Below are 26,172 nucleotides of genomic sequence, written 5' to 3'. Positions count from 1 at the left end.
GGAGCAGGCGGCGGGTGACCGTCGGGCAGACGTCCTCCCGCGCGCCTACATTGGAGCTGAAGGCCAGCCCACGCGCCTGGAGCCACAGATGCCGGTCACCGCTCCACCCGAAGAGGATCTCGCCGTCCTGCGCCGGCAGGACCCGCAGGTCGCCGACGTGCTGCTCGGCGAGGCGCGCCGGCAGAGCGACAGCCTCCAGCTGATCGCCGCCGAGAACTTCACCTCGCCCGCCGTCCTGGCCGTCCTCGGCTCCCCGCTCGCCAACAAGTACGCCGAGGGCTATCCCGGCGACCGTCACCACGGCGGCTGCGCGTTCGCGGACGCCGCCGAGCGGATCGCCGTGGAACGGGCCATGGCGCTCTTCGGAGCCGAGCACGCGAACGTCCAGGCCCACTCGGGCTCCTCGGCCGTCCTGGCCGCCTACGCGGCCCTTCTGAGGCCCGGAGACACCGTCCTGGCCATGGGCCTCGCCCACGGCGGCCACCTCACCCACGGCTCGGCCGCCAACTTCTCCGGCCGCTGGTTCGACTTCGTGCCCTACGGCGTCGACGCCGAGACCGGTCTCGTCGACTACGAGCAGGTGGCCGCCCTCGCCCGGCACCACCGCCCCAAGGCGATCGTCTGCGGCTCGATCTCCTACCCCCGCCACCTCGACTACGCGATCTTCCGCGAGATCGCCGACGAGGTCGGCGCCTATCTGATCGCCGACGCGGCGCACCCCATGGGTCTCGTCGCCGGGGGAGCGGCCCCGAACCCCGTCCCGTACGCCGATGTGGTGTGCGCCACCACGCACAAGGTGCTGCGCGGACCGCGCGGCGGGATGATCCTCTGCGGCGAGGAGCTCGCCGGCCGCGTCGACCGGGCGGTCTTCCCGTTCACCCAGGGCGGGGCCCAGATGCACACCATCGCGGCCAAGGCCGTCGCCTTCGGGGAGGCGGCGACGCCGGCCTTCACGACGTACGCCCATCAGGTGGTCGCGCACGCCCGGGTCCTCGCCGACGCGCTCACCGCGGAGGGCTTCGCCGTCACCACGAGCGGCACGGACACCCACCTCATCACGGCGGATCCGGCTCCTCTCGGGGTCGACGGCCGCACCGCGCGGGCCCTTCTCGCGGCCGCCGGGATGGTCCTGGACACGTGCGCCCTGCCGTACGGGGACGGGCGTGGCATCCGCCTCGGCACCGCCGCCGTCACCACCCAGGGGATGGGCGCCGCGGAGATGGCGCGGATCGCCGCGTGGTTCACGATCGCGCTCCGGGACGACGCGGAGGAGACGGCCCGGGTACGTGCGGAAGTACGTGATCTTGCCGGGCGATTTCCCCCGTACGGCCGGTGACGAAGCCGGACCGCAACCATCCGGGCGGCTCGTATGTCCTCAAGCACATGGACAGCACGGCTAGGGTGTGGGGCTGAGATGGCCAGCGATTCCTGTGGGGCAGCCCGTGCGTGATTACCTGCTGACGCTCTGTGTCACGGCCGCGGTGACCTATCTGCTGACCGGTCCGGTGCGGAAGTTCGCCATCGCGACCGGGGCGATGCCGGAGATCCGTGCCCGCGACGTACACCGAGAACCGACTCCGCGGCTCGGTGGCATCGCCATGTTCTTCGGCCTGTGCACCGGGCTGCTCGTGGCGGACCACCTGCAGAACCTGAACAGCGTCTTCGAGCTCTCCAACGAGCCACGCGCGCTGCTCTCGGGCGCGGCCCTGATCTGGCTGATCGGTGTCCTGGACGACAAGTTCGAGCTGGACGCGCTGATCAAGCTGGGCGCGCAGATGATCTCCGCCGGTGTGATGGTGATCCAGGGCCTGACGATCCTGTGGCTGCCGATCCCCGGCGTCGGCGTGGTCGCGCTCACCAAGGGGCAGGGCACGCTGCTGACCGTGGCCCTGGTGGTGCTCACCATCAACGCGGTGAACTTCGTCGACGGACTGGACGGCCTGGCGGCCGGCATGGTCTGCATCGCCGCCGCGGCCTTCTTCCTGTACGCGTACCGGCTCTGGTACGGCTACACGATCGAGGCGGCGGCCCCGGCGACGCTCTTCACGGCGATCCTCATGGGCATGTGCCTGGGCTTCCTGCCCCACAACATGCATCCCGCCAGAATCTTCATGGGCGACTCCGGATCGATGCTGATCGGCCTGATCCTGGCCGCCTCGGCGATCTCGATCACCGGCCAGGTCGACGCCGACGTACTGAAGATCTTCGAGGGTTCGACCCGTGAGGCGACCCACGCCGCGCTGCCGGTCTTCATCCCGCTGCTGCTGCCGCTCACGATCATCGCGATCCCGATGGCGGACCTGGTCCTCGCCATCGTGCGCCGCACCTGGAACGGACAGTCGCCGTTCGCGGCGGACCGGGGGCACCTGCACCACCGGCTCCTGGAGATCGGGCACTCCCACAGCCGGGCCGTCCTGATCATGTACTTCTGGTCGGCGCTGATCGCGTTCGGGACGCTGGCGTACTCGGTGCACTCGACGTCGATGTGGATCGTGCTCGGGGTGGTCTTCCTGAGCGCGATCGGCCTGGTGCTGCTCCTGCTGCCCCGCTTCACGCCGCGGGCGCCCCGCTGGGCGGAGTCCTTCGTCCCGCCGCGCTACCGGCGCCGCAGGGCCCTCGCCCCGGAGGCCCTCGCCCCGGTCGCGTCCGCCGCCGCGGAGGAGCCGGTGGAGGAGCGCGTACCGGTGCCGGCCGGGGTCAACGGAGCCACCGCGATCGGCCACCGTTCGCGGTTCACCGACCGGCGGAAGGCCGGAACGCCAAGTTGACGAATGCCACATCGGCTCGCATTAGCAGACACAACCCCCTGTTGTCCTGCACACACGCGCGCTGTAGCTCTCATGTGTGACAGTCAGCACACCATGAGGGTAAAGACCTATTCAAATAGTTTGTGATACGGTTCACGAGACCCGGCGACAGAGCCGAAAGACCGTAGTGCGACGGTCCGTTGGCCCCGAGACACACCTCGGACCGGGCTTACGCTCGTCCCTGACGACACCATCGCCCCCACCAAGCAAAAGCGGAGACACCGCCATGCCGTCCAACGACGCACGCATCCTTCTGTCAGCTGCCCTTCCCGCTGCAGCCACCGGCGCCGTCGCCGCGGTCATCAGTGGAGTGGTCGCCGGCGGGAAGGGTGCGATCGGCGCCGTCATCGGCTGCGCGGTCGTGATCGCCTTCATGGGGATCGGGCTCGTGGTGCTCCAGCGGACGGCCAAGTCGTACCCGCACCTGTTCCAGGCGATGGGTCTTCTGCTCTACACGACCCAGCTGCTGTTCCTCTTCGTCTTGATGTTCCTGCTGAAGGACACGACGTTCTTCGACTTCAAGGCCTTCGCCTTCACCACGCTCGCGGTGACCCTCGTCTGGATCGCCGCGCAGGCGCGTGCCTACATGAAGGCCAAGATCATGTACATCGACGACCCCAAGAACACGGGGTCGTCGAAGTGAAGGGTAGGGCCGGGATAAAGGCTCGTTCGGCTTCCTGCTATCGTCCGGTGCCAACTGCGGCACTGCGGGCGCGGGCATGTGAGCTGACGCCTGTCCCAGCGCGAGGCTCTACGCCGAACCGCCGCCCCCTAATCCGTAAGACCAGTCCAGTGCCGACCCGCGGCTGCGTGCCGCGCCGACACAACGAGGTTGCCGTACCTATGCGCCACGCTGAAGGAGCCCGCGGTGAGTGCTGACCAGACGCTTGCCTTCGACCCGGATTGCCACATCTTCAGTGGATGCGGCTTCCCGGCGCCGGGCCTGCACACGTTCATGTACGAGCCCGTCGCCACGGTGGGGGGCATCGACATCACCAAGCCGATGCTGCTCGCCGTCCTCGGCTCCATCGTGGTCGTCGGGTTCTTCTGGGCAGCCTTCAACAAGCCCAAGCTGATCCCCGGCAAGATGCAGATGGTCGGCGAGGCCGGTTACGACTTCGTCCGCCGCGGCATCGTCTACGAGATCATCGGCCGGAAGGACGGCGAGAAGTACGTCCCCTTCATGGTGTCGTTGTTCTTCTTCGTCTGGATCATGAACCTCTGGTCGATCGTTCCGCTCGCCCAGTTCCCGGTCACCTCGCTGATCGCCTTCCCGGCCGGTCTCGCGCTGATCGTGTACGTCATGTGGATCTCGCTGACCTTCAAGAAGCACGGCTTCGTCGGCGGCTGGAAGAACATCGTCGGTTACGACAAGTCCCTCGGTGCGATCCTCCCGATGGTCGTCGTCCTCGAGTTCTTCTCGAACCTGATCATCCGGCCCTTCACGCACGCGGTGCGACTGTTCGCGAACATGTTCGCCGGTCACCTGCTGATCGTGATGTTCTCGCTGGCCACCTGGTACCTCATGAACGGCCTGGGCTTCGTCTACGCCGGCGCCTCGTTCGTGATGGTCCTCGTGATGACGGCCTTCGAGCTCTTCATCCAGGCCGTCCAGGCGTACGTCTTCGTCCTCCTGGCCTGCAGCTACATCCAGGGCGCTCTCGCCGAGCACCACTGAGTGACTCCCGCAAGGGAATCAGCTGCACCCCCAATCCAACAGTCGTCCGGTGGCCAACCCCCACCGGGTAATTGAAAGAGAAGGAAGTAACGGCATGTCCGCTGCTCTCGAAATGATCAACCTCGCCGCCCCCGGTGACAGCGCCAAGACCACCCTCGTCGGCAACGTCGCCTCCATCGGCTACGGCCTCGCCGCGATCGGCCCCGGCGTCGGCGTCGGCATCATCTTCGGTAACGGCACGCAGGCCCTCGCCCGCCAGCCCGAGGCCGCCGGTCTGATCCGCACCAACCAGATCATGGGCTTCGCCTTCTGTGAGGCGCTCGCCCTCATCGGCATCGTCATGGGCTTCGTCTACCAGTAAATCGGACCGACAGCCCAAACCTTTTTACGGAAGGCACTGATGTGAACGCTCTGCTTCTTGCGCAGGGTCAGGAGCCCCAGCCTCCTCTGATCCCGCATCTTGACGAGCTCGTCATCGGCCTGATCGCCTTCGTCATCGTCTTCGGCTTCCTCGCCAAGAAGCTCCTCCCGAACATCAACAAGGTTCTGGACGAGCGTCGGCAGGCCATCGAGGGTGGCATCGAGAAGGCCGAGTCGGCCCAGATCGAGGCCCAGAGTGTGCTGGAGCAGTACAAGGCCCAGCTCGCCGAGGCCCGCCATGAGGCCGCGCGTCTTCGCCAGGAGGCGACGGAGCAGGGCACCGCGATCATCCAGGAGATGAAGGCGGAAGGCCAGCGCCAGCGCGAGGAGATCATCGCGGCCGGCCACACGCAGATCGAGGCCGACCGCAAGGCCGCGGCGACCTCGCTGCGTCAGGACGTGGGCAAGCTCGCCACCGACCTGGCCGGCAAGCTGGTCGGCGAGTCCCTCGAGGACCACGCCCGCCAGAGCCGCACGATCGACCGCTTCCTCGATGAGCTCGAGGAGAAGGCCGAGGCCGTCCGATGAACGGAGCGAGCCGTGAAGCACTGGCCGCCGCACGGGAGTCCCTCGACGCGCTGACCGACAACACCTCGGTCGACGCGGCGAAGCTCGCGGGCGAGCTGGCCTCCGTCACCGCGCTGCTCGACCGCGAGGTTTCGCTGCGTCGGGTCCTGACCGACCCGGCGCAGGCGGGCGAGGCCAAGGCCGAGCTCGCCCAGCGGCTGCTCGGCGGTCAGGTGGGCGGAGAGACCACCGACGTGGTCTCCGGCATGGTGCGTTCCCGCTGGTCCCGCTCGCGGGACCTGGTCGACTCGGTCGAGGAGCTGGCGAACACCGCCGACCTCACCGCGGCGCAGAAGGCCGGCGCGCTGGACGACGTCGAGGACGAGCTGTTCCGGTTCGGCCGGATCGTCTCCTCCAGCACCGAGCTCCGCTCGGCGCTGACGGACAAGGCCGCGACGGCGAGCGCCAAGAGCGAGCTGCTGCGCAGCCTGCTCGGCGGCAAGGCCAACGCGGTCACCGAGCGTCTGGTCGTCCGTCTCGTGACCCAGCCCCGGGGACGTAGCCTGGAAGCGGGACTCGAGTCCCTCTCCAAGCTCGCCGCGGCGCGCCGGGACCGGATGGTCGCCGTCGTCACCACGGCGGTGCCGCTGTCGGACCAGCAGAAGCAGCGCCTCGGTGCCGTTCTGGCCAAGCTGTACGGCCGCCAGATGCACCTGAACCTGGACGTGGACCCCGCGGTCCTCGGCGGGATCTCGGTGCAGGTCGGTGACGAGGTCATCAACGGAACCATCGCGGAGCGCCTCGACGAGGCGTCCCGGCGACTGGCCGGCTGACGACAGCTGCCAGCCACACACAAGCATGATCAGCGGCCCGGTTGGGCCGTGCACATCGCAGAAGATTCCTGGGGGTCGGCCCCCAGACCCCCAAGAAAACTTCGGGCCCAACAAGGAGAGCAGGGAACCCAGATGGCGGAGCTCACGATCCGGCCGGAGGAGATCCGGGACGCGCTGGAGAACTTCGTCCAGTCGTACCAGCCGGACGCGGCCTCGCGCGAGGAGGTCGGAACGGTCAGCCTGGCCGGCGACGGCATCGCCAAGGTGGAGGGTCTTCCCTCGGCCATGGCGAACGAGCTGCTGAAGTTCGAGGACGGCACCCTCGGTCTCGCCCTCAACCTCGAGGAGCGCGAGATCGGTGCGATCGTCCTCGGCGAGTTCAGCGGTATCGAGGAGGGCCAGCCGGTGCAGCGCACCGGTGAGGTTCTCTCCGTAGGTGTCGGCGAGGGCTACCTCGGCCGCGTCGTCGACCCGCTCGGCAACCCGATCGACGGCCTCGGCGAGATCGCGACCGAGGGCCGCCGCGCCCTCGAGCTGCAGGCCCCGGGCGTTATGGCCCGTAAGTCGGTGCACGAGCCGATGGAGACCGGCTACAAGGCCGTCGACGCCATGACGCCGGTCGGCCGTGGCCAGCGTCAGCTGATCATCGGCGACCGTCAGACCGGCAAGACCGCGCTGTGCGTCGACACGATCATCAACCAGCGTGACAACTGGCGCTCGGGCGACGTGAACAAGCAGGTCCGCTGCATCTACGTCGCCGTCGGTCAGAAGGGCTCGACCATCGCGTCCGTTCGCGGCGCCCTGGAAGAGGCCGGCGCGCTCGAGTACACGACGATCGTCGCCGCCCCGGCGTCCGACCCGGCCGGCTTCAAGTACCTGGCGCCGTACACCGGCTCCGCCATCGGTCAGCACTGGATGTACCAGGGCAAGCACGTCCTGATCGTCTTCGACGACCTGTCGAAGCAGGCCGACGCCTACCGCGCCGTGTCGCTGCTGCTGCGCCGCCCGCCGGGCCGTGAGGCCTACCCGGGTGACGTCTTCTACCTGCACTCGCGTCTCCTCGAGCGCTGCGCGAAGCTCTCGGACGAGCTGGGTGCCGGTTCGATGACCGGTCTTCCGATCGTCGAGACCAAGGCGAACGACGTGTCGGCGTTCATCCCGACCAACGTCATCTCCATCACCGACGGCCAGTGCTTCCTGGAGTCCGACCTGTTCAACGCCGGCCAGCGTCCGGCCCTGAACGTCGGTATCTCGGTCTCCCGTGTCGGTGGCTCCGCCCAGCACAAGGCGATGAAGCAGATCTCCGGTCGCCTCCGTGTGGACCTGGCCCAGTTCCGTGAGCTGGAGGCGTTCGCCGCCTTCGGTTCCGACCTGGACGCCGCGTCGAAGGCGCAGCTGGAGCGTGGACAGCGCATGGTCGAGCTGCTCAAGCAGGCTCAGTACCAGCCGATGCCCACCGAGAACCAGGTCGTCTCCGTCTGGGCCGGCACCACCGGCAAGATGGACGACGTCCCGGTCGCCGACATCCGTCGCTTCGAGGCCGAGCTCCTCGCGTACCTGCGCCAGAACCACGCGGGTCTCATGAGCTCCATCCGTGAGGGCGGCAAGATGTCGGACGACACCCTGCAGTCCGTCGGTGACGCCATCGCGGAGTTCAAGAAGCAGTTCGAGACCTCTGACGGGAAGCTGCTGGGCGACGACGCTTCCGCTGCCGTCAACGTCTCGAAGTGACGACGGAAGGGACCTGACTCATGGGAGCGCAGCTCCGGGTCTACAAGCGTCGCATCAAATCCGTCACCGCGACGAAGAAGATCACCAAGGCGATGGAGATGATCGCCGCCTCGCGCGTCGTCAAGGCGCAGCGCAAGGTGCAGGCGTCGACCCCGTACGCGACCGAGCTGACCCGCGCGGTCACCGCGGTCGCCACGGGTGCGAACGACAAGCACTCGCTGACCACCGAGGTGGAGAACCCGACCCGCGCCGCGGTCCTGCTCCTGTCGAGCGACCGCGGTCTGGCCGGCGCCTTCAACTCCAACGCCATCAAGGCGGCGGAAGCGCTGACGAGGAAGCTGGAGAGCGAGGGACGCGAGGTCGACATCTACGTCGTCGGCCGTCGTGGCATCGCGCACTACAACTTCCGTGAGCGCAAGCTGACCGACTCGTGGACCGGTTTCACGGACCAGCCGGAGTACGCGGACGCCAAGAAGATCGCGGCTCCGCTGATCGAGGCGATCGAGAAGGACACCGCTGAGGGCGGCGTGGACGAGCTCCACATCGTCTACACCGAGTTCGTCTCGATGATGACGCAGACGGCGGTCGAGGCCCGGCTGCTGCCCCTCAGCCTCGACGAGGTGGCGAAGGAGGCGGGCGAGCAGGACACGCTCCGTCCGCTGTACGACTTCGAGCCGTCGGCGGAGGACGTCCTCGACGCCCTGCTGCCGCGCTACGTCGAGAGCCGGATCTACAACGCGCTGCTCCAGTCGGCTGCCTCCAAGCACGCCGCCACGCGCCGTGCGATGAAGTCGGCGACCGACAACGCGGGAGACTTGATCAACAACCTCTCCCGACTTGCCAACGCGGCCCGCCAGGCCGAAATCACCCAGGAAATCAGCGAGATCGTCGGTGGCACCGCAGCCCTGGCCGACGCGACCGCGGGGAGTGACAAGTAATGACGACCACTGTTGAGACGGCCGCCGCCACGGGCCGCGTCGCCCGGGTCATCGGCCCGGTCGTCGACGTGGAGTTCCCCGTCGACGCGATGCCGGAGATCTACAACGCGCTGAACGTCGAGGTTCCGGACCCGGCCGAGGAGGGCGCGACCAAGACGCTGACCCTCGAGGTCGCCCAGCACCTCGGTGACGGCATCGTCCGCACCATCTCCATGCAGCCCACCGACGGTCTGGTCCGCCAGGCCCCCGTGGTGGACACCGGCGCCGGCATCACCGTGCCGGTCGGCGATGTCACCAAGGGCCGCGTGTTCAACACGCTGGGTCAGGTGCTGAACGACGACGCCTCCACCGTCGCGGACGCCCCGCGCTGGACGATCCACCGCAAGGCCCCGGCGTTCGACCAGCTCGAGTCGAAGACCGAGATGTTCGAGACCGGCCTGAAGGTCGTCGACCTTCTCACCCCGTACGTCAAGGGTGGAAAGATCGGTCTGTTCGGTGGTGCCGGTGTCGGCAAGACCGTTCTGATCCAGGAAATGATCGTCCGTGTGGCCAAGCTGCACGACGGTGTGTCGGTCTTCGCGGGCGTCGGCGAGCGCACCCGTGAGGGCAACGACCTCATGGTGGAGATGGAGGAGGCCGGCGTTCTGGACAAGACCGCGCTGGTCTTCGGCCAGATGGACGAGCCCCCGGGCACCCGTCTGCGCGTGGCCCTCGCCGGTCTGACCATGGCGGAGTACTTCCGCGATGTGCAGAAGCAGGACGTGCTGTTCTTCATCGACAACATCTTCCGCTTCACCCAGGCCGGTTCCGAGGTCTCCACGCTGCTCGGCCGCATGCCCTCCGCAGTGGGTTACCAGCCGAACCTGGCCGACGAGATGGGTCTCCTCCAGGAGCGCATCACGTCGACCCGTGGTCACTCGATCACCTCGATGCAGGCGATCTACGTCCCCGCGGACGACCTGACCGACCCGGCTCCGGCCACCACCTTCGCCCACCTCGACGCGACGACGGTTCTCTCCCGTCCGATCTCCGAGAAGGGCATCTACCCGGCCGTGGACCCGCTGGACTCCACGTCCCGGATCCTGGACCCGCGCTACATCGCGCAGGAGCACTACGACGCCGCCACGCGCGTCAAGGGAATCCTGCAGAAGTACAAGGACCTCCAGGACATCATCGCGATTCTCGGTATCGACGAGCTGAGCGAGGAGGACAAGCTCGTTGTCCACCGCGCCCGGCGTGTCGAGCGCTTCCTGTCCCAGAACACCCACGCGGCGAAGCAGTTCACCGGCGTGGACGGTTCGGACGTTCCGCTCGACGAGTCGATCGCCGCGTTCAACGCGATCTGCGACGGTGAGTACGACCACTTCCCCGAGCAGGCCTTCTTCATGTGTGGTGGGCTCGAGGACCTCAAGAAGAACGCCAAGGAGCTCGGCGTCTCCTGAGCCCCGTGCTCATGAGAGGGGCGGGCCGTCCCGCGCGGGCCGGTCCCGCCCCTCTCTTCACGCCCATTAGAATTGACCCCAACACCCGGCAGTACCGCCGGGTGGTGACCCGAGGAGCCACCCTTGGCTGCTGAGCTGCACGTCGAGCTGGTCGCCGCGGACCGGAGTGTCTGGTCCGGCGAGGCCACCCTGGTCATCGCGCGTACCACCTCCGGCGACATCGGCGTCATGCCCGGCCACCAGCCGCTGCTCGGTGTGCTGGAGTCGGGCCCGGTGACCATCCGTACCAGTGAGGGCGCGACCGTCGTCGCCGCCGTCCACGGTGGATTCATCTCGTTCGCCGACGACAAGCTGTCTCTGCTCGCGGAGATCGCCGAGCTGGCGGACGAGATCGACGCCCAGCGCGCCGAGCGTGCGCTGGAGCGCGCGAAGTCGGAGTCGGACGCGGCCGCCGAGCGGCGCGCCGACGTCCGTCTGCGCGCGGTAGCGGTTCGCTAGCGGACCGCGCCGAGAGTTGTGCCCTCAGCCGCGGCACGGCTGGAATCATCCAGACCGTGTCGCGGCTGAGGCGATGCAGATGCAGGTTGTATTCGGTTACGCCGGCGAAGCCGGTCACGGGACGCAGCGAGGAGGTCGGTGAAGATGTTCCTCGCTCTGCTCCTGAGCGGACTGGTCGTCGCACTGGTGGTGATCGGGCTCTTCGTCTTCGGCTTGCGCCGCAGGCTGATCCAGCGTGCCGGTGGCACCTTCGACTGCTCCCTGCGCTGGAACGTCCCGGACGAGCCGGACACCGCCGGCAAGGGCTGGGTGTACGGCGTCGCCCGCTACAGCGGTGACGAGATCGCCTGGTTCCGCGTCTTCTCGTACGCGCCCCGCCCCCGCCGTGTCCTGGAGCGCTCGGCCATCGAGGTCCTGGAGCGGCGGATGCCCGAGGGCGAGGAGGAGCTCGCGCTCCTCTCCGACGCCGTGATCCAGGGCTGTATGCACCGGGGGACCCGGCTGGAGCTGGCGATGAGCGAGGACGCGCTGACCGGCTTCCTCGCCTGGCTGGAGGCGGCGCCTCCCGGCCAGAGGGTGAATGTGGCCTGACACGAACACGTACGACGGCGGGGACGGTGTGCTGCACCGTCCCCGCCGCGTTTTCCGGGCCCGCTGTCAGTTCAGGCCGCTGTTGATGGCGCCGACGAGCTCGCCGTTGCTGGTGTCACCGCTGAACTCCCAGAAGAACGCGCCGCCCAGGCCCTGGTTCTTCGCCCAGCTCATCTTGGACGTGACCGTGGCCGGGGTGTCGTAGCTCCACCAGTTGGAGCCGCAGTGCGCGTAGGCCGTACCGGCGATCGTGCCGGTGGCCGGGCAGGAGTTCTTCAGGACCTTGTAGTCCTCGATGCCCTGCTCGTACGTGCCGGCCGCCGGGCCGGTCGCCGTGCCGCCCGGGGCGGACTGGGTGACGCCCGTCCAGCCGCGGCCGTAGAAGCCGATGCCGAGCAGCAGCTTGTTGGCCGGGACGCCCTTCGCCTTGAACTTGGCGATCGCGTCGGCGGAGTTGAAGCCCGCCTGCGGGATGCCGGGGTACGAGGTCAGCGGGGAGTGCGGGGCCGTCGGACCCTTCGCCGCCCAGGCACCGAAGAAGTCGTACGTCATCACGTTGAACCAGTTCATGTACTGCGCGGCGCCCCCGTAGTCGGCGGCGTCGATCTTGCCGCCGGAGGACCCGTCGGCCGTGACGGCCGCCGTGACCAGGTTGGTGGTGCCGAACTTGGCGCGCATGGCCTGCATCATGTTCTTGAAGGAGGCCGGGCCGCTGGTGTCGCAGGTGAGGCCGCAGGCGTTCGGGTACTCCCAGTCCAGGTCGATGCCGTCGAAGACGTCGGCCCAGCGCGGGTCCTCCACCAGGTCGTAGCAGGACTGCGCGAAGGCGGTCGGGTTCTGCACGGCCTGGCCGAAGCCGCCGGACCAGGTCCAGCCGCCGAACGACCACAGCACCTTGATGTGCGGGTACTGGGCCTTGAGCTTGCGCAGCTGGTTGAAGTTGCCGCGCAGCGGCTGGTCCCAGGTGTCGGCCTTGCCGTCGACGGACTGGTCGGCGGTGTAGGCCTTGTCGTAGTCGGCGTAGGCGTCGCCGATGGTGCACTTGCCGCCCTGGACGTTGCCGAAGGCGTAGTTGATGTGCGTGATCTTGGGGGCGGAGCCCGACGTCACCAGGTTCTTGACGTGGTAGTTGCGGCCGTAGACGCCCCAGTTGGTGAAGTAGCCGAGCTTCACGGTCGAGCCGGGCTGCGGGTTGCCGCCGCCGCCTCCCGTGGTGCGGACGCTCGCCGCGCCGCTGGCCGGGCCGGTCTGGTCGGCGGTGTCGCGGGCGACGACCGTGTAGCTGTAGTCGGTGCCGGCGGTCAGCCCGCTGTTGGTGTAGGTGAGCCCGGTGACCGTGGCGACGGTGGTGCCGTCGCGCTTGACGTCGTAGTTCTTGACGCCCTTGTCGTCGGTGGCGGCGGTCCAGGTCAGCTTCACCGAGGTGTTGGTGACGTCGGAGGCGACCGGCGTGCCGGGAGCGGACGGCGCGCTGTCGCCGGGCTGGCTGCCGCCGTCGCACGAGGCACCGTTGATCTTGCAGCCGCTGGGGGCGCCGGAGCCGGAGCCGTTGAAGCCGAAGGAGACGGAGGCGCCGGGGGCGAGGGTGCCGTTCCAGCCGACGTTCTTCGCGGTCCAGTGGGTGCCGGAGCTGGTGACGGTGGCGTCCCAGGCGGAGGTGACGGCGGTGCCGGAGGGGTAGTCCCACTCGACGGTCCAGGAGGAGAGCGACGTGGTGCCGGTGTTCTTCACCGTCCACTTGCCCTCGAAGCCGGAGCCCCAGTCGGAGACCTTGGTGTACGTGGCGGTGGCCGCGGTCGCGGCCTCGGCGGGTGCGGCGAGGCCGACCATGGCGGCCAGGGGCAGGATCAGGGCGGTGAGACCGGCTGCGGCCCGGTGTCTGAACCCTGTTCTGCGCGTCGGTGCTTGAGTGCTCAACGGTGCTCCTCAAGTTGCGGACGGACAATGCGGAGGTGGTGGTCCGTGAACGTGCGCGCGCTCCGCGAGACTAGGAAGGTCTGGACCAATCGTCAAGAGGTCCAGACCAAAGTCGGCGGTGCGTGGGCGCGGAGTGGGCGCCGGGTGGTCCGCCGGTGGGCGTCGGGTGGGTCAGACGCCCCGTCAGACGCCCAACTCCCTTGCCAGTACGGCCGCTTGCGCGCGGCTGCGGACGTCCAGCTTCCCCAGGACCTTGCTGACGTGCGTCTTCACCGTTGCCTCCGCCATGTCGAGCAGCGCCGCGGTCTCCGCGTTCGAAAGACCCTGCGCCAGCGCCGCGAGCACCTCCCGCTCCCGGGGCGTCAACGCGTCCAGCACGGCCGGGTCCGGTGCGCCCGGCCGGCGCACCGGGGTGCGCGGGGACGCGAACTCGGCGATCAGCCGGCGGGTCACGGCCGGGGCGATCAGGCCCTCCCCGCGCGCCACCGTCCGTACCGCCTCGATCAGGTCCTTCGCCTCGGTGTTCTTCAACAGGAAGCCGGCTGCCCCGGCCCGCAGCGCCCCGAAGACGTACTCGTCCAGGTCGAAGGTGGTCAGCACGAGCACGTCGGCCAGACCCTCCGCCACCACGCGCCGGGTGGCCGTCACGCCGTCCATCCGCGGCATCTGCACGTCCATCAGGACCAGGTCGGGGCGCAGCTCCCGGGCCAGCTCCACCGCCCGCTCACCGTCCGCCGCCTCCCCGACCACCTCGATGTCCGGCGCGCTGCCCAGGATCAGGACGAGTCCCGCCCGGACCGCGCTCTGGTCCTCGGCCACGATCACCCGAACCATGCCTGCGGCTCCCTGTCGCTCGTCCCCACGGGCAGGACCGCCCGCACCCGCCATTGTCTCCGGCCGTCGTCCGCCGTCACGGGACCGGCCTCGAACTCGCCGTCCAGCAGCGCCACCCGCTCCTCCATCCCCACAAGGCCCGCACCCGAGCCGGGCGCCCGCGGCCCGGACTGCCGCTGTCCGCCGAGCGCGCTGGTCACCGCGACGGTCAGGGCCCCGTCCCGACGCCGGTCGAGCTCCACCCGTACCTCACCCGGCGCCGCGTGCTTCAGGGCGTTGGTCAGCGACTCCTGCACGATCCGGTACGCGGCCAGCTCGACCGGCGCCGGCAGCGGACCACCCGCCCGCGACCGGGCGTCGCCCAGCGTGAACGTCAGCCCGCTCGGCTCCCCGCTGGCCCTGGCCTGGCCGACCAGCGCGTCGAGGCCGTCGAGGGTCGGCGCGGCCGTCGGTTCGGCGTCCCCGCTGCTGTCCCGCAGCAGCCCGATGAGGCGGCGCATCTCCGCGAGCCCCTCCACGCTGTTCTCCCGGATCACGGTCAGCGCCTGCCGGGTGGTGGCCGTGTCGTCCAGGGACAGCGCGGCCGTGGAGTGGATCGCGATGGCGGAGAGGTGGTTGGCGACCATGTCGTGCAACTCCCGCGCCATCCGGGCCCGCTCGGCCACCACCGCGTGCGTACGGTCCATCTCGGCGAGCAGCGCGGTCTGTTCGGCACGCAGCCGCGCGGCGTCGGCGGCCTGGCGGTGGTTGCGTACGACCGCGCCCGTCATCGCGGGCAGGAACGACACCATGCCCGAGATCACGCCGACGAGCAGTGCGATGGCGTTCTGCCACCAGACGAGGAAGCCGATCGTCACCCCGATGGTGATGAGCCCGGTCGTGTACGGGATACGCCGGGCGGAGGCCGGAGTGCCGTAGACCACCGCCGCGTAGACCAGGTCCGTGAACATCAGCGCGGTGACGAGGCTGCCGGGGGTGAACTGGTCCGCCACGAGGGCGAGCGTCCCGACGACCAGGGCGGTCTGCGGCATCGAGCGGCGCAGGGTCTCCATGGCGGCCATGACGCACAGCGGGATCAGCGTCACCCACCGTGCGTCGATCAGGCGGCCGGTCTGCAGGTGCAGCCCGAAGCCCCACATCAGCAGGCCTGTGGCGAGACCACCCGCGGCGATCAGCAGGTCGTCACGGTGGGGGCGGGGGAGTGTCACGTGTCCATCCAACACGCCAGGGAGCCCGCGGGCCTCGACGCCCGGGCCGATCCGGTCCTCCGCCGAAGGATGTAGACGTACGTCGTCACTGGCGACGACGATCCGCGCCCGCCGCCACGGGAGGCTGGAAGGGTCGTACGAAAGGGAGTGCCGCCGTGATCGTCACGCTGATCGTGATCTGCGAAGTCGGCTTCTGGGTCCTGCTCGCCGCCGGTCTCGCCACCCGCTATCTGCTGAAGATGCCCCGGACGGGTCTCGCCCTGCTGCTGTGCGAGCCGCTCCTGGAGGTCCTGCTGTTCGTCGTCACCGCGATGGACCTCAAGGACGGGGCCGAGCCGAGCTGGCGCCACGGGCTCGCCGCGGTGTACATCGGCTACACCGTCGGTCACGGCCACCGCACCGTGAAGTGGCTCGACGGGCACGCCGCCCACCGTCTCGGCGGCGGACCGCCGCCCGTGAAGCCGCCGCGCCACGGCATGGCGCGCGCCCGCCACGAGGGCAAGGTCTGGCTGGGTTCGGTGACGGCGGCGGCGGTGGCCTCCGGACTGCTGCTGCTCGCGATCTGGTACGTCGGCGACGACGGCAACGCCGACTCGCTGCGCGGCTGGATCCACGTCGCCTGGCGGACGGCCGGCATCCACGGCCTGATCGCGCTCAGCTACGCGATCTGGCCGAAGAAGGCGCCGGCGGGCGAAGCGGAGCGCAGGCCGGAGTCAGCGCTCCCCGCCCGGGACCCAGAGCACGTCGCCGACGGCCTTGTTCGCCGTCCGGGCAAGGATGAAGAGCAGGTCCGATAGCCGGTTGAGGTAGGTCGCCGTCAGGGGGTTCATGGTCTCGCCGTGGACCTCCAGCGCCGCCCAGGTGGACCGCTCCGCGCGCCGGACCACCGTGCACGCCTGGTGCAGCAGGGCCGCACCGGGCGTACCGCCCGGCAGGATGAAGGAGCGCAGCTTGTCGAGCCGTTCCAGGAAGCGGTCGCAGTCCGCCTCCAGCTTGTCCACGTAGTTCTGCTCGACCCGCAGCGGCGGGTACTTCGGGTTCTCGACGACCGGGGTGGAGAGGTCGGCGCCGACGTCGAACAGGTCGTTCTGGACCCGGACGAGGACCGTCACGACGTCCTCGTCGAGCTGCCCGAGGGCGACGGCCGTACCGATGACGGCATTGGCCTCGTTCGTGTCGGCGTACGCCGAGATCCGCAGATCGGTCTTGGCGGTCCGGCTCATGTCGCCCAGGGCGGTGGTGCCCTGGTCGCCGGTACGGGTGTAGATACGCGTCAGATTGACCATGGGACCCAGCCTAGTGACGCCCCGGCCCCCGGACGGGTCCGTGTGCCGACCGTCACGGACACCACCGCCCTCCTCACGGACACCGCCGCCCTCCTCACGTACGCCGTACGGGGGTAGCCGGCCTGTCGTGAGTGTGACGTCCGTCAAACCAGGCGTGACGCGCGTTACTTCACGGTCACTTCCCGCCCTACGCCCGCTAATCTCCGCCGAGGAGCCAGAAGTGAACAGGTGTGGAGGGGTGGAAGACGTGGCCAGGAAGCTCGCCGTCATCGGAGCCGGACTCATGGGGTCGGGAATCGCGCAGGTCTCGGCCCAGGCGGGCTGGGACGTCGTCCTGCGTGACGTCACCGACGCCGCACTGACCCGCGGCACCGACGGCATCAAGGCGTCGTACGACCGTTTCGTCGCCAAGGGCAAGCTGGCCGCCGAGGACGCGGAGGCGGCGCTCGGCCGGATCACCGCCACGACCGAACTCGACGCGGTGGCCGACGCCGACGTCGTCGTGGAGGCCGTCTTCGAGAAGCTCGAGGTCAAGCACGAGATCTTCCGCGCCCTCGACAAGGTCGCCAAGGACGGCGCGGTCCTCGCGTCCAACACCTCCGCCATCCCGATCACCAAGATCGCCGCGGTGACGGAGCGTCCGGAGGCCGTCGTCGGCACCCACTTCTTCTCGCCGGTCCCGATGATGCAGCTCTGTGAGCTCGTCCGGGGCTACAAGACCAGCGACGCCACCCTCGCCACCGCGCGGGAGTTCGCCGAGTCGGTCGGCAAGACCTGCGTCGTCGTCAACCGCGACGTCGCCGGCTTCGTCACCACGCGCCTCATCTCGGCGCTCGTCGTCGAGGCCGCGAAGCTGTACGAGTCGGGCGTCGCCACCGCCGAGGACATCGACATCGCCTGCAAGCTGGGCTTCGGTCACGCCATGGGCCCGCTCGCCACCGCGGACCTCACCGGCATCGACATCCTCGTGAACGCGACCTCCAACATCTACACGGAGTCGCAGGACGAGAAGTTCGCACCGCCGGAGCTGATGCGCCGGATGGTGGACGCCGGTGACATCGGCCGCAAGAGCGGGCAGGGCTTCTACGAGCACTGATCACCGACGGCCCTGCGGCCATCACCCCACAGGGTGAATTCGGTATCAGTTCGCTTACAAGGCGCAACGCTTCTGCGCCAACGGCAGTCAGTTGTTGCAAAGACGGAGCACTCCCGGGGAGCGCATATGCACATCAGGGGCGACCATGTCGAGCTGGTCGTCGGGGGCCGCCTCGACGTCCGTAGCGCGGCGGACGCCCGTACGGTCCTGCACTCGGCCGTCGACGACGGAGTCGGCGACCTCGTGCTCGACCTGACCGGTCTCGACTCCTGGGACGCCACCGGACTCGGGGTCATCATGGGCGCACACCGGCGGGCGGGCCGCTGCGGACGGCGGCTCGTGCTGCGCGGGGTGCCGCCCCAGATGCAGCGCCTCCTCGTGGCGACCCGGCTGCACCGGATCCTCGCCATCGAGGGCGGACTCGCGGCGGATTCGCTGCCCCGCGTCTGAGGGCGCCCCCCCGTCGTCCTCGGACCCGCGCGTCCGCGCCGGACCGGTTGTGAAGCCGCTGTGCGAAACCGGCGACCCGGGCCAATCCTCGACGGACCGTGACGTCTTGGTCCGGGCGGCACCCCGGATGTTCCGGGATACTCCAAGAAGGTCTAGGGTTCGGTCGCCCGCCCATTGACGAACCCACCCGGCGGGCACCGGACCAGAAGCGACAGCGCGCGTGCAGATAGGCCGGAGGGGCTTCCGCACGCACCGCTTTTGGGGGGCTTTGACCATGGACCCGATGAACCGGGGGCCGGAAGACTTCGGCCACGACACCGAGGGCGACGACGTCCGCGACGGCCGCGGCGGCCCCGCCGCCGACCGCGGACCGGCCGCCGCACCCGCCGCCCGCGTCCGCACCGCCCGCCTCGTCTCCGGCGACCTGCTGCTCACCGTCAACCCCGTCGACGGCAGCGAGATCGAGACCTGTCCGCCCGGCGAGCAGCCCGAGCCGCCCCGCCGACGCACCGCGCAGGAGCGCGCCGAGGCCGCCCGCGCGGCCACCCCGCCCGTACCGGCGGGTCCCGCCGCCCCGCGGCTGCCGCTGCTCGAACGGCAGGAGGAGCACGAGCGGCTCGTCCAGCTCCTCGCGCGCGGCCGCTCCGTCCGGCTCACCGGCCCCGCCGGTTCCGGGCGCACCGCCCTGCTCGACGCGGTCGCCGCCGACTGCGCCGACCTCGCGCCCGACGGCGTCGTCCGCCTCTCCGGCCACCACCGCACCCCCACCGAGCTGCTGTACGAGCTCCTCAGCACCGTCCGGCACACTCCCGACCACCGGCCCGACCGCCCGGGCCTGCTCGACCTGGTCCGCGACATCGGCGCCGTCGTCCTCGTCGACGACCTGGAGTTCGGCGGCGCGCCCCTGGACGAGCTGCTCACCGCGGCGCCCGAGTGCGCCTTCCTGCTGGCCGCCACCCCCGAGGTGCAGGCGCCGTCGGCCGACGCCCACATCGAGGAGCTCGCCCTCGCCGGCCTCGGCCGCGCCGCGTCCCTCGAACTCCTGGAACGCACCGTCGACCGGCCGCTCACCGACGACGAGGCCAACTGGGCGGGCGACCTCTGGTTCGAGTCCGAGGGCCTGCCGCTGCGCTTCGCCCAGGCGGGCGCCCTGCTCCGGCAGCGCGACCGGCTCCGGGTCACCCCGGCCGAGTTCGACGCGTTCGGGGCGGCCGCCCACGAAGGCGCCGTCCCCTCCGAGTTCGACGCCTTCGGCGCCCTCGACGACGCCTTCGGCCCGGCCGACGAGGCCGCCTCCCCGCCGGACCCCGCCGACATCGAGCTGCGCGAGATACCGCTGCCGAGCCTCGGCGAGGGCGCCGCCCCCGCGGCCCTGCTCGCCTCCCGGCTCAGCCGCTCCGCCCAGGACACCCTGCGGTTCGCCGTCGCCCTCGGCGGCGAGGTGCCGCACCAGGCCCACCTGCCCGCGCTCGTCGGCGACACCCACGCGGACGCGGCCCTCGGCGAGCTGCTGGCCTGCGGCCTGCTCTCCCCGGTCGGCACCCGCTACCGCCTCGCCGCCGGCGTCCTCACCCAGCTCCTCGCCCACGGCTACGACGAGGACGCCACCACCCGCGCCCACACCGTCGCCCAGCACTACGCCTGGTGGGCCGGACACCCCTCCGTCACCCCGGCCCGCGCGGTCGCCGAGGCCGACGCCGTGCTGGCCGCCCTGGCCGCGCTCGTGCCCGGCGCCGACCCCGACCACCCCGCCGCCGCCGTCCTGCTCGCCCGCAGCGCCGCGCCCGCCTTCGCCGCCGGACTCCACTGGGGCGCCTGGGAGCGGGTCCTGCGCGGCGGCCAGGAGGCCGCTCGGCTGGCCGGTGAGGTCGCCGAAGAGGCCTACTTCCACCACGAGTTGGGCGTCCTCGCGCTCTGCGCCGGAAACCTGGAGCGGGCCCGCGCCGAACTGGAGGCGTCGATCGGCATGCGCGGCGTCCTCGCCGACAAGCGCGGCACCGTCGCCGGCCGCCGGGCGCTCGCCCTGGTCGCCGACCGCGCCGGCGGCCCGTCGCACGACGGCGTCGCGCCTGCCGCCGCGCGCCCCGACGGGCCCGTCTCCCCGCCGCGCGGCGTCCCGAAGGCCATCGCCCCGCCGGCCGCCCGGCCCGCCGCCACACCGTCCCCCGTCCCCGCCTTCCCGGACTTCGCCGACGTGGGCCCGACCCTCATCACCCGCCCGGACACCCTCGCGAGTGACGGCGCCACGAAGCGGGGCCGCCGCGCCGGCGTCATCGCCGGGGCCCGCCGCAACATCGTCGCCGTCAGTACCGGGGCGCTCCTGGCCGCCGTGCTCGGCACCGTCGTGACCATCGGGGCCACCTCCGGCGACGCCGAGGACCCGGGCACCGGCCGTGTCACCTCCGACCGCACGGCCGACGAGGAGACCGGCGACCCCGTCCTGGAGGCCGAGGAGCCGGCCGAGGACGCGACGGACCGTCCCTCCGGCAGCGCCTCGCCCACCCCGTCCGTCTCCACCTCCCCGGGCAGGGCCACCACCTCGGCCACCCCCTCCACGCCGACCTCCGGCACCCCCACGACGACGGCGCCGACTACGGCCTACCCGAGCCCGACCAGGACGTCCCCGCGCCCGACGACGAGCCCGACGCGGACGACGACACCCAAGCCGACTCCGACGCCGACCAAGACGTCACCGACGCCGACCGACCCGACGCCCACCACCACGCCTCCGACCACCACGGAGACCCCGGACCCGCCCGCCAGCAACTCCGCCTCGGGCGACACCCCGACCGGCAACCCGGCCTGACGCGGCCGCGACGGCGACACACGACGGCCCCGGGCGCGCTCACCGCACCCGGGGCCGTACGCGTACGACCGTACGAAGGGTCAGAACAGCCGCAGCTTGTCGTCCTCGATGCCGCGCATCGCGTCGTAGTCCAGCACCACGCAGTCGATGCCGCGGTCCGTCGCGAGCACCCGCGCCTGCGGCTTGATCTCCTGGGCCGCGAAGACGCCCTTCACCGGCGCGAGGTGCGGGTCGCGGTTCAGCAGCTCCAGATAGCGCGTCAGCTGCTCCACGCCGTCGATCTCACCGCGCCGCTTGATCTCCACCGCGACCGTCGCACCGTCGGCGTTCCGGCACAGGATGTCGACCGGGCCGATGGCGGTCGGGTACTCGCGGCGGATCAGGGTGTGGCCCTCGCCGAGGGTCTCGATGCGGTCCGCGAGGAGCTCCTGGAGGTGCGCTTCCACGCCGTCCTTGATGAGGCCCGGGTCCACGCCCAGCTCGTGCGAGGAATCGTGGAGGATCTCCTCCATCGTGATGATCAGTTTCTCGCCCGCTTTGTTCACCACGGTCCAGACGCCGGTCTCACCGTCGACCCCTTCCTTGAGGGTGCACGGCGGCGACATCCAGTTGAGCGGTTTGTACGCCCGGTCGTCCGCGTGGATGGAGACGCTGCCGTCTGCCTTGACCAGGATCAGACGGGGAGCGGAGGGCAGGTGGGCCGTGAGCCGGCCCGCGTAGTCCACGGAACAGCGGGCGATGACGAGACGCATGGTCGGCAACGCTACAAGACGCACGCTCTTCCGCGCGATTCGGCTCTTAACGCCCGCCGGACGGGGGTCACTTATTGGCCGGTTGTGCTCCCAATCTCCTGGTGCGCTCCGGACCGCGCGCTTACCGTGGAAGCAGGAGGTCGCCGTCCGTGCACGCAGCGTGTCGCACGGGGGTCCTTCATCCCTGCCCGTAAGACCCCGCCCGTCGGGGTCGCGAGAGGAGAACCCATGTCGCTCGACGTCTCACCGGCGCTGTTGGAACAGGCCGAGCGAGGCGAGGTCGACGAAGCCGACTTCGTCGACTGCGTCCGGACCTCCCTGCCCTACGCATGGGAGATGATCAGCTCTCTGGTGGCCCAGCTGAAGGTCGACGGCGGCGAGTTCGCCGACAACCAGACGCCGCCGCCGAACGAGCAGGCACGTGGTCAGCTGCTGCGTGCACTCGCGAGTGATGCCATCCGCGGTGCGCTGCAGCGGCACTTCGGGGTGCGTCTGGCCTTCCAGAACTGCCACCGCGTCGCGGTGTTCCCGCTGGACTCCGCGGTGGACGAGCGGCTCGCCCGCTTCACCTCCGTACGGGGCCAGCTGCTCAACCAGTCGCCGGAACTGCGCGACTGCTGAGGCATGGTGGGTGCCGCCGCTGCGCATCGCGGGAGACGCGAACGATGCGAGAGATGCGGAGCGGCGGCATCGCCACCCGTCCCGGCACGACCCGGTCCCATGGACTCAGACCAGCTGCGGGAGCACTTCGGCTCCGAGCCGCCGTACGTTCTCCTCGGTGGCCGCGAGGTCGCCCGTGCCCTCGGCGAGCAGCGCGAAGCGGGTGATGCCCGTACGCTCCGAGGTCGCCGCGAGACGGTCGGCCGCGAGCCGCGGCGTGCCCACGGGGTGCAGCCCGCACAGCAGCTCCGTGTACGCGACGGGGTCCCGCATCGAGCGGTGCCGACCGTCCACGGTCACATGGGCGTCGAGTCCCTGCTTCAGCCAGCCGGGCATCGCCTTCACCAGCGCCTCGGACGCCTCGCGCGTACCGTCGGCGAGCTGGGCGACGCCCGCCGAGACATGGTTCGCGCCGATCCGCGCGATCTCGTCGGGAGTGCGGCCGGCGTCCCGGGAGAAACGTTCCCACGCGGCCACCATCTCGGCCTTCTCCTCGTCGCCGCAGTGCATCCCGAGCAGCATCGGCAGCCCGCGCCGGGCGGCCAGCTCGACGCTCCTGGGGGAGGTGCAGGCGACCACGACCTCGGGCGACGCGTCCCCGCCGATCAGCTCGCCGGGGCGGGGGACCACGGCCACCTCGCGGAAGGCGAATCGTTCTCCCTCGGCGGAGACCCGGCATTCGGTCAGCCAGCGCAGCAGCAGGTCGAGCGATTCGGGGAAGCCCTCGTCGTACGCCCGCAGGCCCGCGCCGAACACCTCCAGGTCGACCCACGGTCCGCCTCTGCCCACGCCGAGCGTGAAGCGGCCTCCGGAGGTCAGGTGGAGCAGGGCGGCCTGCTCGCCCAGGGCGACCGGATGGACCGTCGGCAGCACGCTCACCGCCGTACCGACCCGGATCCGGCGGGTGCGGCCCAGGAGCATCGCCGCCAGCGTGACGGCCGACGGACAGACTCCGTACGGAACGAAGTGGTGCTCGGCCAGCCAGACGGAGTCGAGCCCCGCCTCCTCGGCGACCTCGGCGGTCCGCACCGCCCGGTGCAGCGCCTCTCCCTGCCCCTGGCCCGGGAACTGGGCGGCCAGAACAAACGTACCCACGCGCATCGCCTTCTGCCTCCTTGCGGCCGACGCGGTTCTCCCCCTCGTACCGGCATCAACGTCTGACACGTGCCAAAGGCACGGGCATGACGGAAGTTGTTGCGATTTTCCGCTAACTCGGCTCGGCGGGTGGGAAGGTCACTCCGTCGCGGCCCGTAGGCTGGAGAAAGCGTTCTGTGTTCCCGGCCCCGTGAGGTGATCAGGTGTCCCCGCGTCGCAACCGCCCCCATGGCGGCGAGAAGCCCGATCGTCAGGGTGATGCGGACGACCGGTACGGCGGCTCACAACGCAGCGAGACCTGGCAGGGCGAGGAGTGGTACGTCCGGCACGTGGCCGGCGCGAGTTCCCCGGGCAAGCGCTACCGCTGCCCCGGGTGCGACCAGGAGATCCCGGGCGGCGCGCCGCACGTGGTGGCCTGGCCGGAGTACGGGGGAGTGGACGACCGCCGCCACTGGCACAAGGCCTGCTGGAACGCGAAGGACCGCCGCACCACGAGGGTGCAGCGGTCCCGTAACGCGCCGAAGTACTAGCGGATACTGAATCTGGGATATTGGATCCGATATCCAGGATCCGATATCCCAGATTCAGTATCCGAGATCCGATATTCAGGATCCTGTGTCGGCGGTGGTCAGACGTCCCGGCTGTTCAGCAGGGCGTACGCCCCGCCCATCACCGCCGCCACGATGACCGCCATGATCCACACCGGGTCCCATCCCGCGGGGCCGGACTGGCCCACCGCCGACTTCCCCGCGTACAGCGCGATCAGCTGGCTCGGCACCGCGTAGTCGAGCAGCCAGTCCTGCAGCGTGGCCAGCGAATCCGAGAACATGAACATGGCCGCCACCAGCGGCAGCAGCAGCACGCCGATCATGATCGTGATCGCGCCCGCCGAGTGCCGGATGATCGCGCCGACGGCGAGCGAGAGCAGGCCGAGCAGCGCCAGGAACAGGCCGACGCCGACCGTCGCGCGCAGCCACTCGCCCGAGGTGGGCTCGGCGGCGGCGGGCACCATCGCCACCTGTGCCACGGCCACCACCGTCGCCGTGACGGTCGTGATCGTGAAGACGAGCAGGAAGAAGACGATCGCCTTGGCCGTCAGCACCCGGCCGCGGCTCGGGCAGGCGGTCAGCGTCGTCCGGATCATGCCCGTGCCGTACTCCGATGCGATGGTCAGCACCCCGAGCGTGATCACACAGATCGAGCCGAGCAGCACACCGAAGAAGCCGAGCGCGAGCGCCGACTCCTGCGGCGGGGGCACCTCCGAGGCGGTGGCCACGACCCCGGCGACGCCGAGACCGACGACCAGCATCAGCAGCACCATCACACCCAGCGTCCACATCGTGGAGCGCAGCGAGCGGATCTTGGTCCACTCCGAGGCCAGCGCGTCCCCGAGGTGCGCCCGGCGCACCGGGATGGGGGAGACGTACGAGTACGGCAGCGGAGTGGGAGCCGCGGTGGGAGCGGGAGGGGGAGTGGGGGCGGTCATCGGGCGTCCTCGGCGTTCTGGGCGGGCTGCTCGCTCTGCGTCGCGTACGGGTTCTGTCCGGGCGGCGGCGGGGCGTACCAGCCCTGCTGCGGGACGTCCTGCACCACCGGCGGCGCCGGCTGCTGGAGGTGCTGCGGCTGCGGCTGCTGGAGGTGCGCCAGCTGGTCCTCGGTGGAGCGGTAGTCCACGGCGCCCTGCGTCATCCGCATGTACGCCTCCTCCAGCGACGCCTGGTGCGGGGAGAGCTCCCAGAGCCGTACGTCCGCGTCGTGCGCCAGGTCGCTGATCCGGGGCAGCGCCAGACCGGTCACCCGCAGCGCGCCGTCCGGCTCGGACATCACCCGGCCGCCGGCCTCGATCAGCGTCGCCGTCAGCTTCTCCCGCTGCTGCGGCTCCGTCTGCGGGGTGCGAACCCGGGCGAAGTCCGCGGAGTTCGCCGAGATGAAGTCCTTGACGCTCATGTCGGCCAGCAGCTGGCCCCGGCCGATCACGATCAGGTGGTCGGCGGTCAGCGCCATCTCGCTCATGAGGTGGCTGGAGACGAAGACCGTCCGCCCCTCGGCGGCGAGCTTCTTCATGAGGTTGCGGACCCAGAGGATGCCCTCGGGGTCGAGACCGTTGACCGGCTCGTCGAAGAGCAGCACCTGCGGGTCACCGAGCAGCGCGGCGGCGATGCCCAGACGCTGCCCCATGCCCAGCGAGAAGCCCTTGGAGCGGCGCTTGGCCACGTCCTGGAGCCCGACGACCCCGAGCACCTCGTCGACCCGCTGCGCGGGGATCCCGGCGAGCTGGGCGAGCGACAGCAGATGGCTGCGGGCGCTCCGCCCGCCGTGCACGGCCTTGGCGTCGAGCAGCGCACCCACCTGGCGGGGCGCGTTCGGGAGCTGCCGGAAGGGGTGGCCGCCGATCGTGACATGGCCCGAGGTGGGCCGGTCCAGCCCGAGGATCATGCGCATCGTGGTCGACTTGCCGGAACCGTTGGGGCCGAGGAAGCCGGTGACGGTACCCGGCCTCACCTGGAAGGAAAGGTTGTACACGGCCGTCTTGGCGCCGTAGCGCTTCGTCAGGCCGACTGCCTCGATCATTCTCCAGCCCCATCGACAGGTCAGGTCGTCGGGGCCGCCGGCCGACGGCCTG

General features: G+C 70.3%; 25 protein-coding genes and 1 pseudogene. 18 read left to right on the top strand and 8 right to left on the bottom strand.

Annotated features, from left to right (window positions below):
• Positions 1-88 precede the first annotated feature (88 nt).
• The 12 genes from glyA to ACIPPS_RS01680 all read left to right on the top strand — a co-directional run bounded on the left by glyA (position 89) and on the right by ACIPPS_RS01680 (position 11,445).
• On the top strand, positions 89-1,336 hold the full coding sequence (glyA, locus tag ACIPPS_RS01735; protein WP_401425571.1) for a serine hydroxymethyltransferase: 1,248 nt from the start codon (positions 89-91) through the stop codon (positions 1,334-1,336).
• 106 nt (positions 1,337-1,442) lie between these two features.
• Positions 1,443-2,768: an MraY family glycosyltransferase gene (locus ACIPPS_RS01730; protein WP_401425568.1), complete on the top strand. Its 1,326-nt coding sequence runs from the start codon at positions 1,443-1,445 to the stop codon at positions 2,766-2,768.
• A gap of 265 nt (positions 2,769-3,033) precedes the next feature.
• A complete protein-coding gene (locus tag ACIPPS_RS01725) occupies positions 3,034-3,450 on the top strand; it encodes a hypothetical protein (protein ID WP_401425566.1) in 417 nt (138 codons plus the stop codon).
• Positions 3,451-3,675: 225 nt separating this feature from the next.
• Positions 3,676-4,485, top strand: coding sequence for a F0F1 ATP synthase subunit A (gene atpB / locus ACIPPS_RS01720; RefSeq protein ID WP_401425563.1), 810 nt, complete (start codon positions 3,676-3,678; stop codon positions 4,483-4,485).
• A gap of 94 nt (positions 4,486-4,579) precedes the next feature.
• Positions 4,580-4,846, top strand: a complete 267-nt coding sequence (atpE, locus tag ACIPPS_RS01715) for an ATP synthase F0 subunit C (RefSeq protein ID WP_401425560.1) — start codon at positions 4,580-4,582, stop codon at positions 4,844-4,846.
• 41 nt (positions 4,847-4,887) lie between these two features.
• Positions 4,888-5,433 (top strand): F0F1 ATP synthase subunit B, encoded by a 546-nt coding sequence (locus ACIPPS_RS01710; RefSeq protein WP_401425558.1) that lies wholly within the window; start codon positions 4,888-4,890, stop codon positions 5,431-5,433.
• Positions 5,430-6,245, top strand: coding sequence for a F0F1 ATP synthase subunit delta (locus ACIPPS_RS01705; RefSeq protein ID WP_401425555.1), 816 nt, complete (start codon positions 5,430-5,432; stop codon positions 6,243-6,245). The genes ACIPPS_RS01710 and ACIPPS_RS01705 overlap by 4 nt, the downstream gene beginning before the upstream one ends.
• A gap of 132 nt (positions 6,246-6,377) precedes the next feature.
• Complete coding sequence (atpA, locus tag ACIPPS_RS01700; RefSeq protein WP_401425553.1) at positions 6,378-7,976, top strand: F0F1 ATP synthase subunit alpha; 1,599 nt, start codon at positions 6,378-6,380, stop codon at positions 7,974-7,976.
• Positions 7,977-7,996: 20 nt separating this feature from the next.
• Complete coding sequence (locus ACIPPS_RS01695) at positions 7,997-8,914, top strand: F0F1 ATP synthase subunit gamma (RefSeq protein ID WP_401425551.1); 918 nt, start codon at positions 7,997-7,999, stop codon at positions 8,912-8,914.
• Positions 8,914-10,356 carry a F0F1 ATP synthase subunit beta gene (gene atpD / locus ACIPPS_RS01690; protein WP_361959601.1) on the top strand — a complete coding sequence of 481 codons (1,443 nt, stop codon included), beginning with the start codon at positions 8,914-8,916 and terminating at the stop codon, positions 10,354-10,356. The genes ACIPPS_RS01695 and atpD overlap by 1 nt, the downstream gene beginning before the upstream one ends.
• Before the next feature lie 123 nt (positions 10,357-10,479).
• Positions 10,480-10,854, top strand: coding sequence for a F0F1 ATP synthase subunit epsilon (locus ACIPPS_RS01685; protein ID WP_137993315.1), 375 nt, complete (start codon positions 10,480-10,482; stop codon positions 10,852-10,854).
• Between the two features lie 144 nt (positions 10,855-10,998).
• Positions 10,999-11,445, top strand: a complete 447-nt coding sequence (locus ACIPPS_RS01680; protein ID WP_401425547.1) for a DUF2550 domain-containing protein — start codon at positions 10,999-11,001, stop codon at positions 11,443-11,445.
• 66 nt (positions 11,446-11,511) lie between these two features.
• Here ACIPPS_RS01680 and ACIPPS_RS01675 read toward each other — a convergent pair whose 3' ends face one another.
• The 3 genes from ACIPPS_RS01675 to ACIPPS_RS01665 form a co-directional block, all read right to left on the bottom strand.
• Positions 11,512-13,362 (bottom strand): glycosyl hydrolase family 18 protein, encoded by a 1,851-nt coding sequence (locus ACIPPS_RS01675; protein ID WP_401425545.1) that lies wholly within the window; start codon positions 13,360-13,362, stop codon positions 11,512-11,514.
• 183 nt (positions 13,363-13,545) lie between these two features.
• Positions 13,546-14,196 carry a response regulator gene (locus tag ACIPPS_RS01670; protein ID WP_401425542.1) on the bottom strand — a complete coding sequence of 217 codons (651 nt, stop codon included), beginning with the start codon at positions 14,194-14,196 and terminating at the stop codon, positions 13,546-13,548.
• The gene (locus tag ACIPPS_RS01665) at positions 14,184-15,404 is read right to left on the bottom strand and encodes a sensor histidine kinase (RefSeq protein ID WP_401425540.1); all 1,221 of its coding nucleotides are present in this window, start codon (positions 15,402-15,404) and stop codon (positions 14,184-14,186) included. The genes ACIPPS_RS01670 and ACIPPS_RS01665 overlap by 13 nt, the downstream gene beginning before the upstream one ends.
• A gap of 155 nt (positions 15,405-15,559) precedes the next feature.
• On the opposite strand from ACIPPS_RS01665, the gene ACIPPS_RS01660 reads away from it, so the two are divergent.
• Positions 15,560-16,201: a hypothetical protein gene (locus ACIPPS_RS01660; RefSeq protein WP_401425537.1), complete on the top strand. Its 642-nt coding sequence runs from the start codon at positions 15,560-15,562 to the stop codon at positions 16,199-16,201.
• Here ACIPPS_RS01660 and ACIPPS_RS01655 read toward each other — a convergent pair.
• A complete protein-coding gene (locus tag ACIPPS_RS01655) occupies positions 16,118-16,690 on the bottom strand; it encodes a cob(I)yrinic acid a,c-diamide adenosyltransferase (RefSeq protein ID WP_401425534.1) in 573 nt (190 codons plus the stop codon). The two genes, ACIPPS_RS01660 and ACIPPS_RS01655, sit on opposite strands and share 84 nt — an antisense overlap.
• Before the next feature lie 247 nt (positions 16,691-16,937).
• Here ACIPPS_RS01655 and ACIPPS_RS01650 point away from each other — a divergent pair, with 247 nt between their 5' ends.
• From ACIPPS_RS01650 to ACIPPS_RS01640, 3 genes are all read left to right on the top strand, one after another.
• The gene (locus ACIPPS_RS01650; protein ID WP_401425532.1) at positions 16,938-17,786 is read left to right on the top strand and encodes a 3-hydroxyacyl-CoA dehydrogenase family protein; all 849 of its coding nucleotides are present in this window, start codon (positions 16,938-16,940) and stop codon (positions 17,784-17,786) included.
• 126 nt (positions 17,787-17,912) lie between these two features.
• Positions 17,913-18,236, top strand: a complete 324-nt coding sequence (locus tag ACIPPS_RS01645) for an STAS domain-containing protein (RefSeq protein ID WP_401425529.1) — start codon at positions 17,913-17,915, stop codon at positions 18,234-18,236.
• A gap of 274 nt (positions 18,237-18,510) precedes the next feature.
• Positions 18,511-21,042 carry an ATP-binding protein gene (locus tag ACIPPS_RS01640; protein WP_401425527.1) on the top strand — a complete coding sequence of 844 codons (2,532 nt, stop codon included), beginning with the start codon at positions 18,511-18,513 and terminating at the stop codon, positions 21,040-21,042.
• An 80-nt stretch (positions 21,043-21,122) separates the two neighbouring features.
• Here ACIPPS_RS01640 and nucS read toward each other — a convergent pair whose 3' ends face one another.
• Entirely contained in the window at positions 21,123-21,794 is a 672-nt protein-coding gene (nucS, locus tag ACIPPS_RS01635; RefSeq protein ID WP_401425525.1) for an endonuclease NucS, read from the bottom strand.
• A gap of 228 nt (positions 21,795-22,022) precedes the next feature.
• Here nucS and ACIPPS_RS01630 point away from each other — a divergent pair, with 228 nt between their 5' ends.
• Entirely contained in the window at positions 22,023-22,415 is a 393-nt protein-coding gene (locus ACIPPS_RS01630) for an SCO5389 family protein (RefSeq protein ID WP_315892763.1), read from the top strand.
• Between the two features lie 105 nt (positions 22,416-22,520).
• Here ACIPPS_RS01630 and ACIPPS_RS01625 read toward each other — a convergent pair whose 3' ends face one another.
• Positions 22,521-23,555, bottom strand: a complete 1,035-nt coding sequence (locus tag ACIPPS_RS01625) for an LLM class flavin-dependent oxidoreductase (RefSeq protein ID WP_401425523.1) — start codon at positions 23,553-23,555, stop codon at positions 22,521-22,523.
• Between the two features lie 197 nt (positions 23,556-23,752).
• On the opposite strand from ACIPPS_RS01625, the gene ACIPPS_RS01620 reads away from it, so the two are divergent.
• Positions 23,753-24,079, top strand: a complete 327-nt coding sequence (locus ACIPPS_RS01620; protein ID WP_401425521.1) for an ATP/GTP-binding protein — start codon at positions 23,753-23,755, stop codon at positions 24,077-24,079.
• 98 nt (positions 24,080-24,177) lie between these two features.
• Here ACIPPS_RS01620 and ACIPPS_RS01615 read toward each other — a convergent pair whose 3' ends face one another.
• Together ACIPPS_RS01615 and ACIPPS_RS01610 are read right to left on the bottom strand one after the other, a co-directional pair.
• The gene (locus ACIPPS_RS01615; protein WP_401427150.1) at positions 24,178-24,957 is read right to left on the bottom strand and encodes an ABC transporter permease; all 780 of its coding nucleotides are present in this window, start codon (positions 24,955-24,957) and stop codon (positions 24,178-24,180) included.
• Between the two features lie 30 nt (positions 24,958-24,987).
• Positions 24,988-26,120, bottom strand: a pseudogene (locus tag ACIPPS_RS01610) (ABC transporter ATP-binding protein); the annotation flags it as partial.
• Between the last annotated feature and the right edge of the window lie 52 nt (positions 26,121-26,172).

The organism is Streptomyces sp. NPDC090127 (assembly GCF_044746945.1).
Lineage (GTDB): Bacteria > Actinomycetota > Actinomycetes > Streptomycetales > Streptomycetaceae > Streptomyces.
Note: the sequence above shows the minus strand (reverse complement) of the source record. Positions and strands in the feature narration are given on the sequence as shown.

Excerpts from the sequence above, each read along its gene's own strand:
- glyA (WP_401425571.1), top strand. The coding sequence starts at position 89 with ATGCCGGTCACCGCTCCACCCGAAGAGGATCTCGCCGTCCTGCGCCGG.
- ACIPPS_RS01625 (WP_401425523.1), bottom strand. The coding sequence starts at position 23,555 with ATGCGCGTGGGTACGTTTGTTCTGGCCGCCCAGTTCCCGGGCCAGGGG.
- ACIPPS_RS01640 (WP_401425527.1), top strand. The coding sequence starts at position 18,511 with ATGGACCCGATGAACCGGGGGCCGGAAGACTTCGGCCACGACACCGAG.
- ACIPPS_RS01670 (WP_401425542.1), bottom strand. The coding sequence starts at position 14,196 with ATGGTTCGGGTGATCGTGGCCGAGGACCAGAGCGCGGTCCGGGCGGGA.
- ACIPPS_RS01630 (WP_315892763.1), top strand. The coding sequence starts at position 22,023 with ATGTCGCTCGACGTCTCACCGGCGCTGTTGGAACAGGCCGAGCGAGGC.
- ACIPPS_RS01705 (WP_401425555.1), top strand. The coding sequence starts at position 5,430 with ATGAACGGAGCGAGCCGTGAAGCACTGGCCGCCGCACGGGAGTCCCTC.
- nucS (WP_401425525.1), bottom strand. The coding sequence starts at position 21,794 with ATGCGTCTCGTCATCGCCCGCTGTTCCGTGGACTACGCGGGCCGGCTC.
- ACIPPS_RS01680 (WP_401425547.1), top strand. The coding sequence starts at position 10,999 with ATGTTCCTCGCTCTGCTCCTGAGCGGACTGGTCGTCGCACTGGTGGTG.
- atpA (WP_401425553.1), top strand. The coding sequence starts at position 6,378 with ATGGCGGAGCTCACGATCCGGCCGGAGGAGATCCGGGACGCGCTGGAG.
- atpD (WP_361959601.1), top strand. The coding sequence starts at position 8,914 with ATGACGACCACTGTTGAGACGGCCGCCGCCACGGGCCGCGTCGCCCGG.
- ACIPPS_RS01725 (WP_401425566.1), top strand. The coding sequence starts at position 3,034 with ATGCCGTCCAACGACGCACGCATCCTTCTGTCAGCTGCCCTTCCCGCT.
- ACIPPS_RS01645 (WP_401425529.1), top strand. The coding sequence starts at position 17,913 with ATGCACATCAGGGGCGACCATGTCGAGCTGGTCGTCGGGGGCCGCCTC.
- ACIPPS_RS01695 (WP_401425551.1), top strand. The coding sequence starts at position 7,997 with ATGGGAGCGCAGCTCCGGGTCTACAAGCGTCGCATCAAATCCGTCACC.
- ACIPPS_RS01655 (WP_401425534.1), bottom strand. The coding sequence starts at position 16,690 with ATGGTCAATCTGACGCGTATCTACACCCGTACCGGCGACCAGGGCACC.
- atpE (WP_401425560.1), top strand. The coding sequence starts at position 4,580 with ATGTCCGCTGCTCTCGAAATGATCAACCTCGCCGCCCCCGGTGACAGC.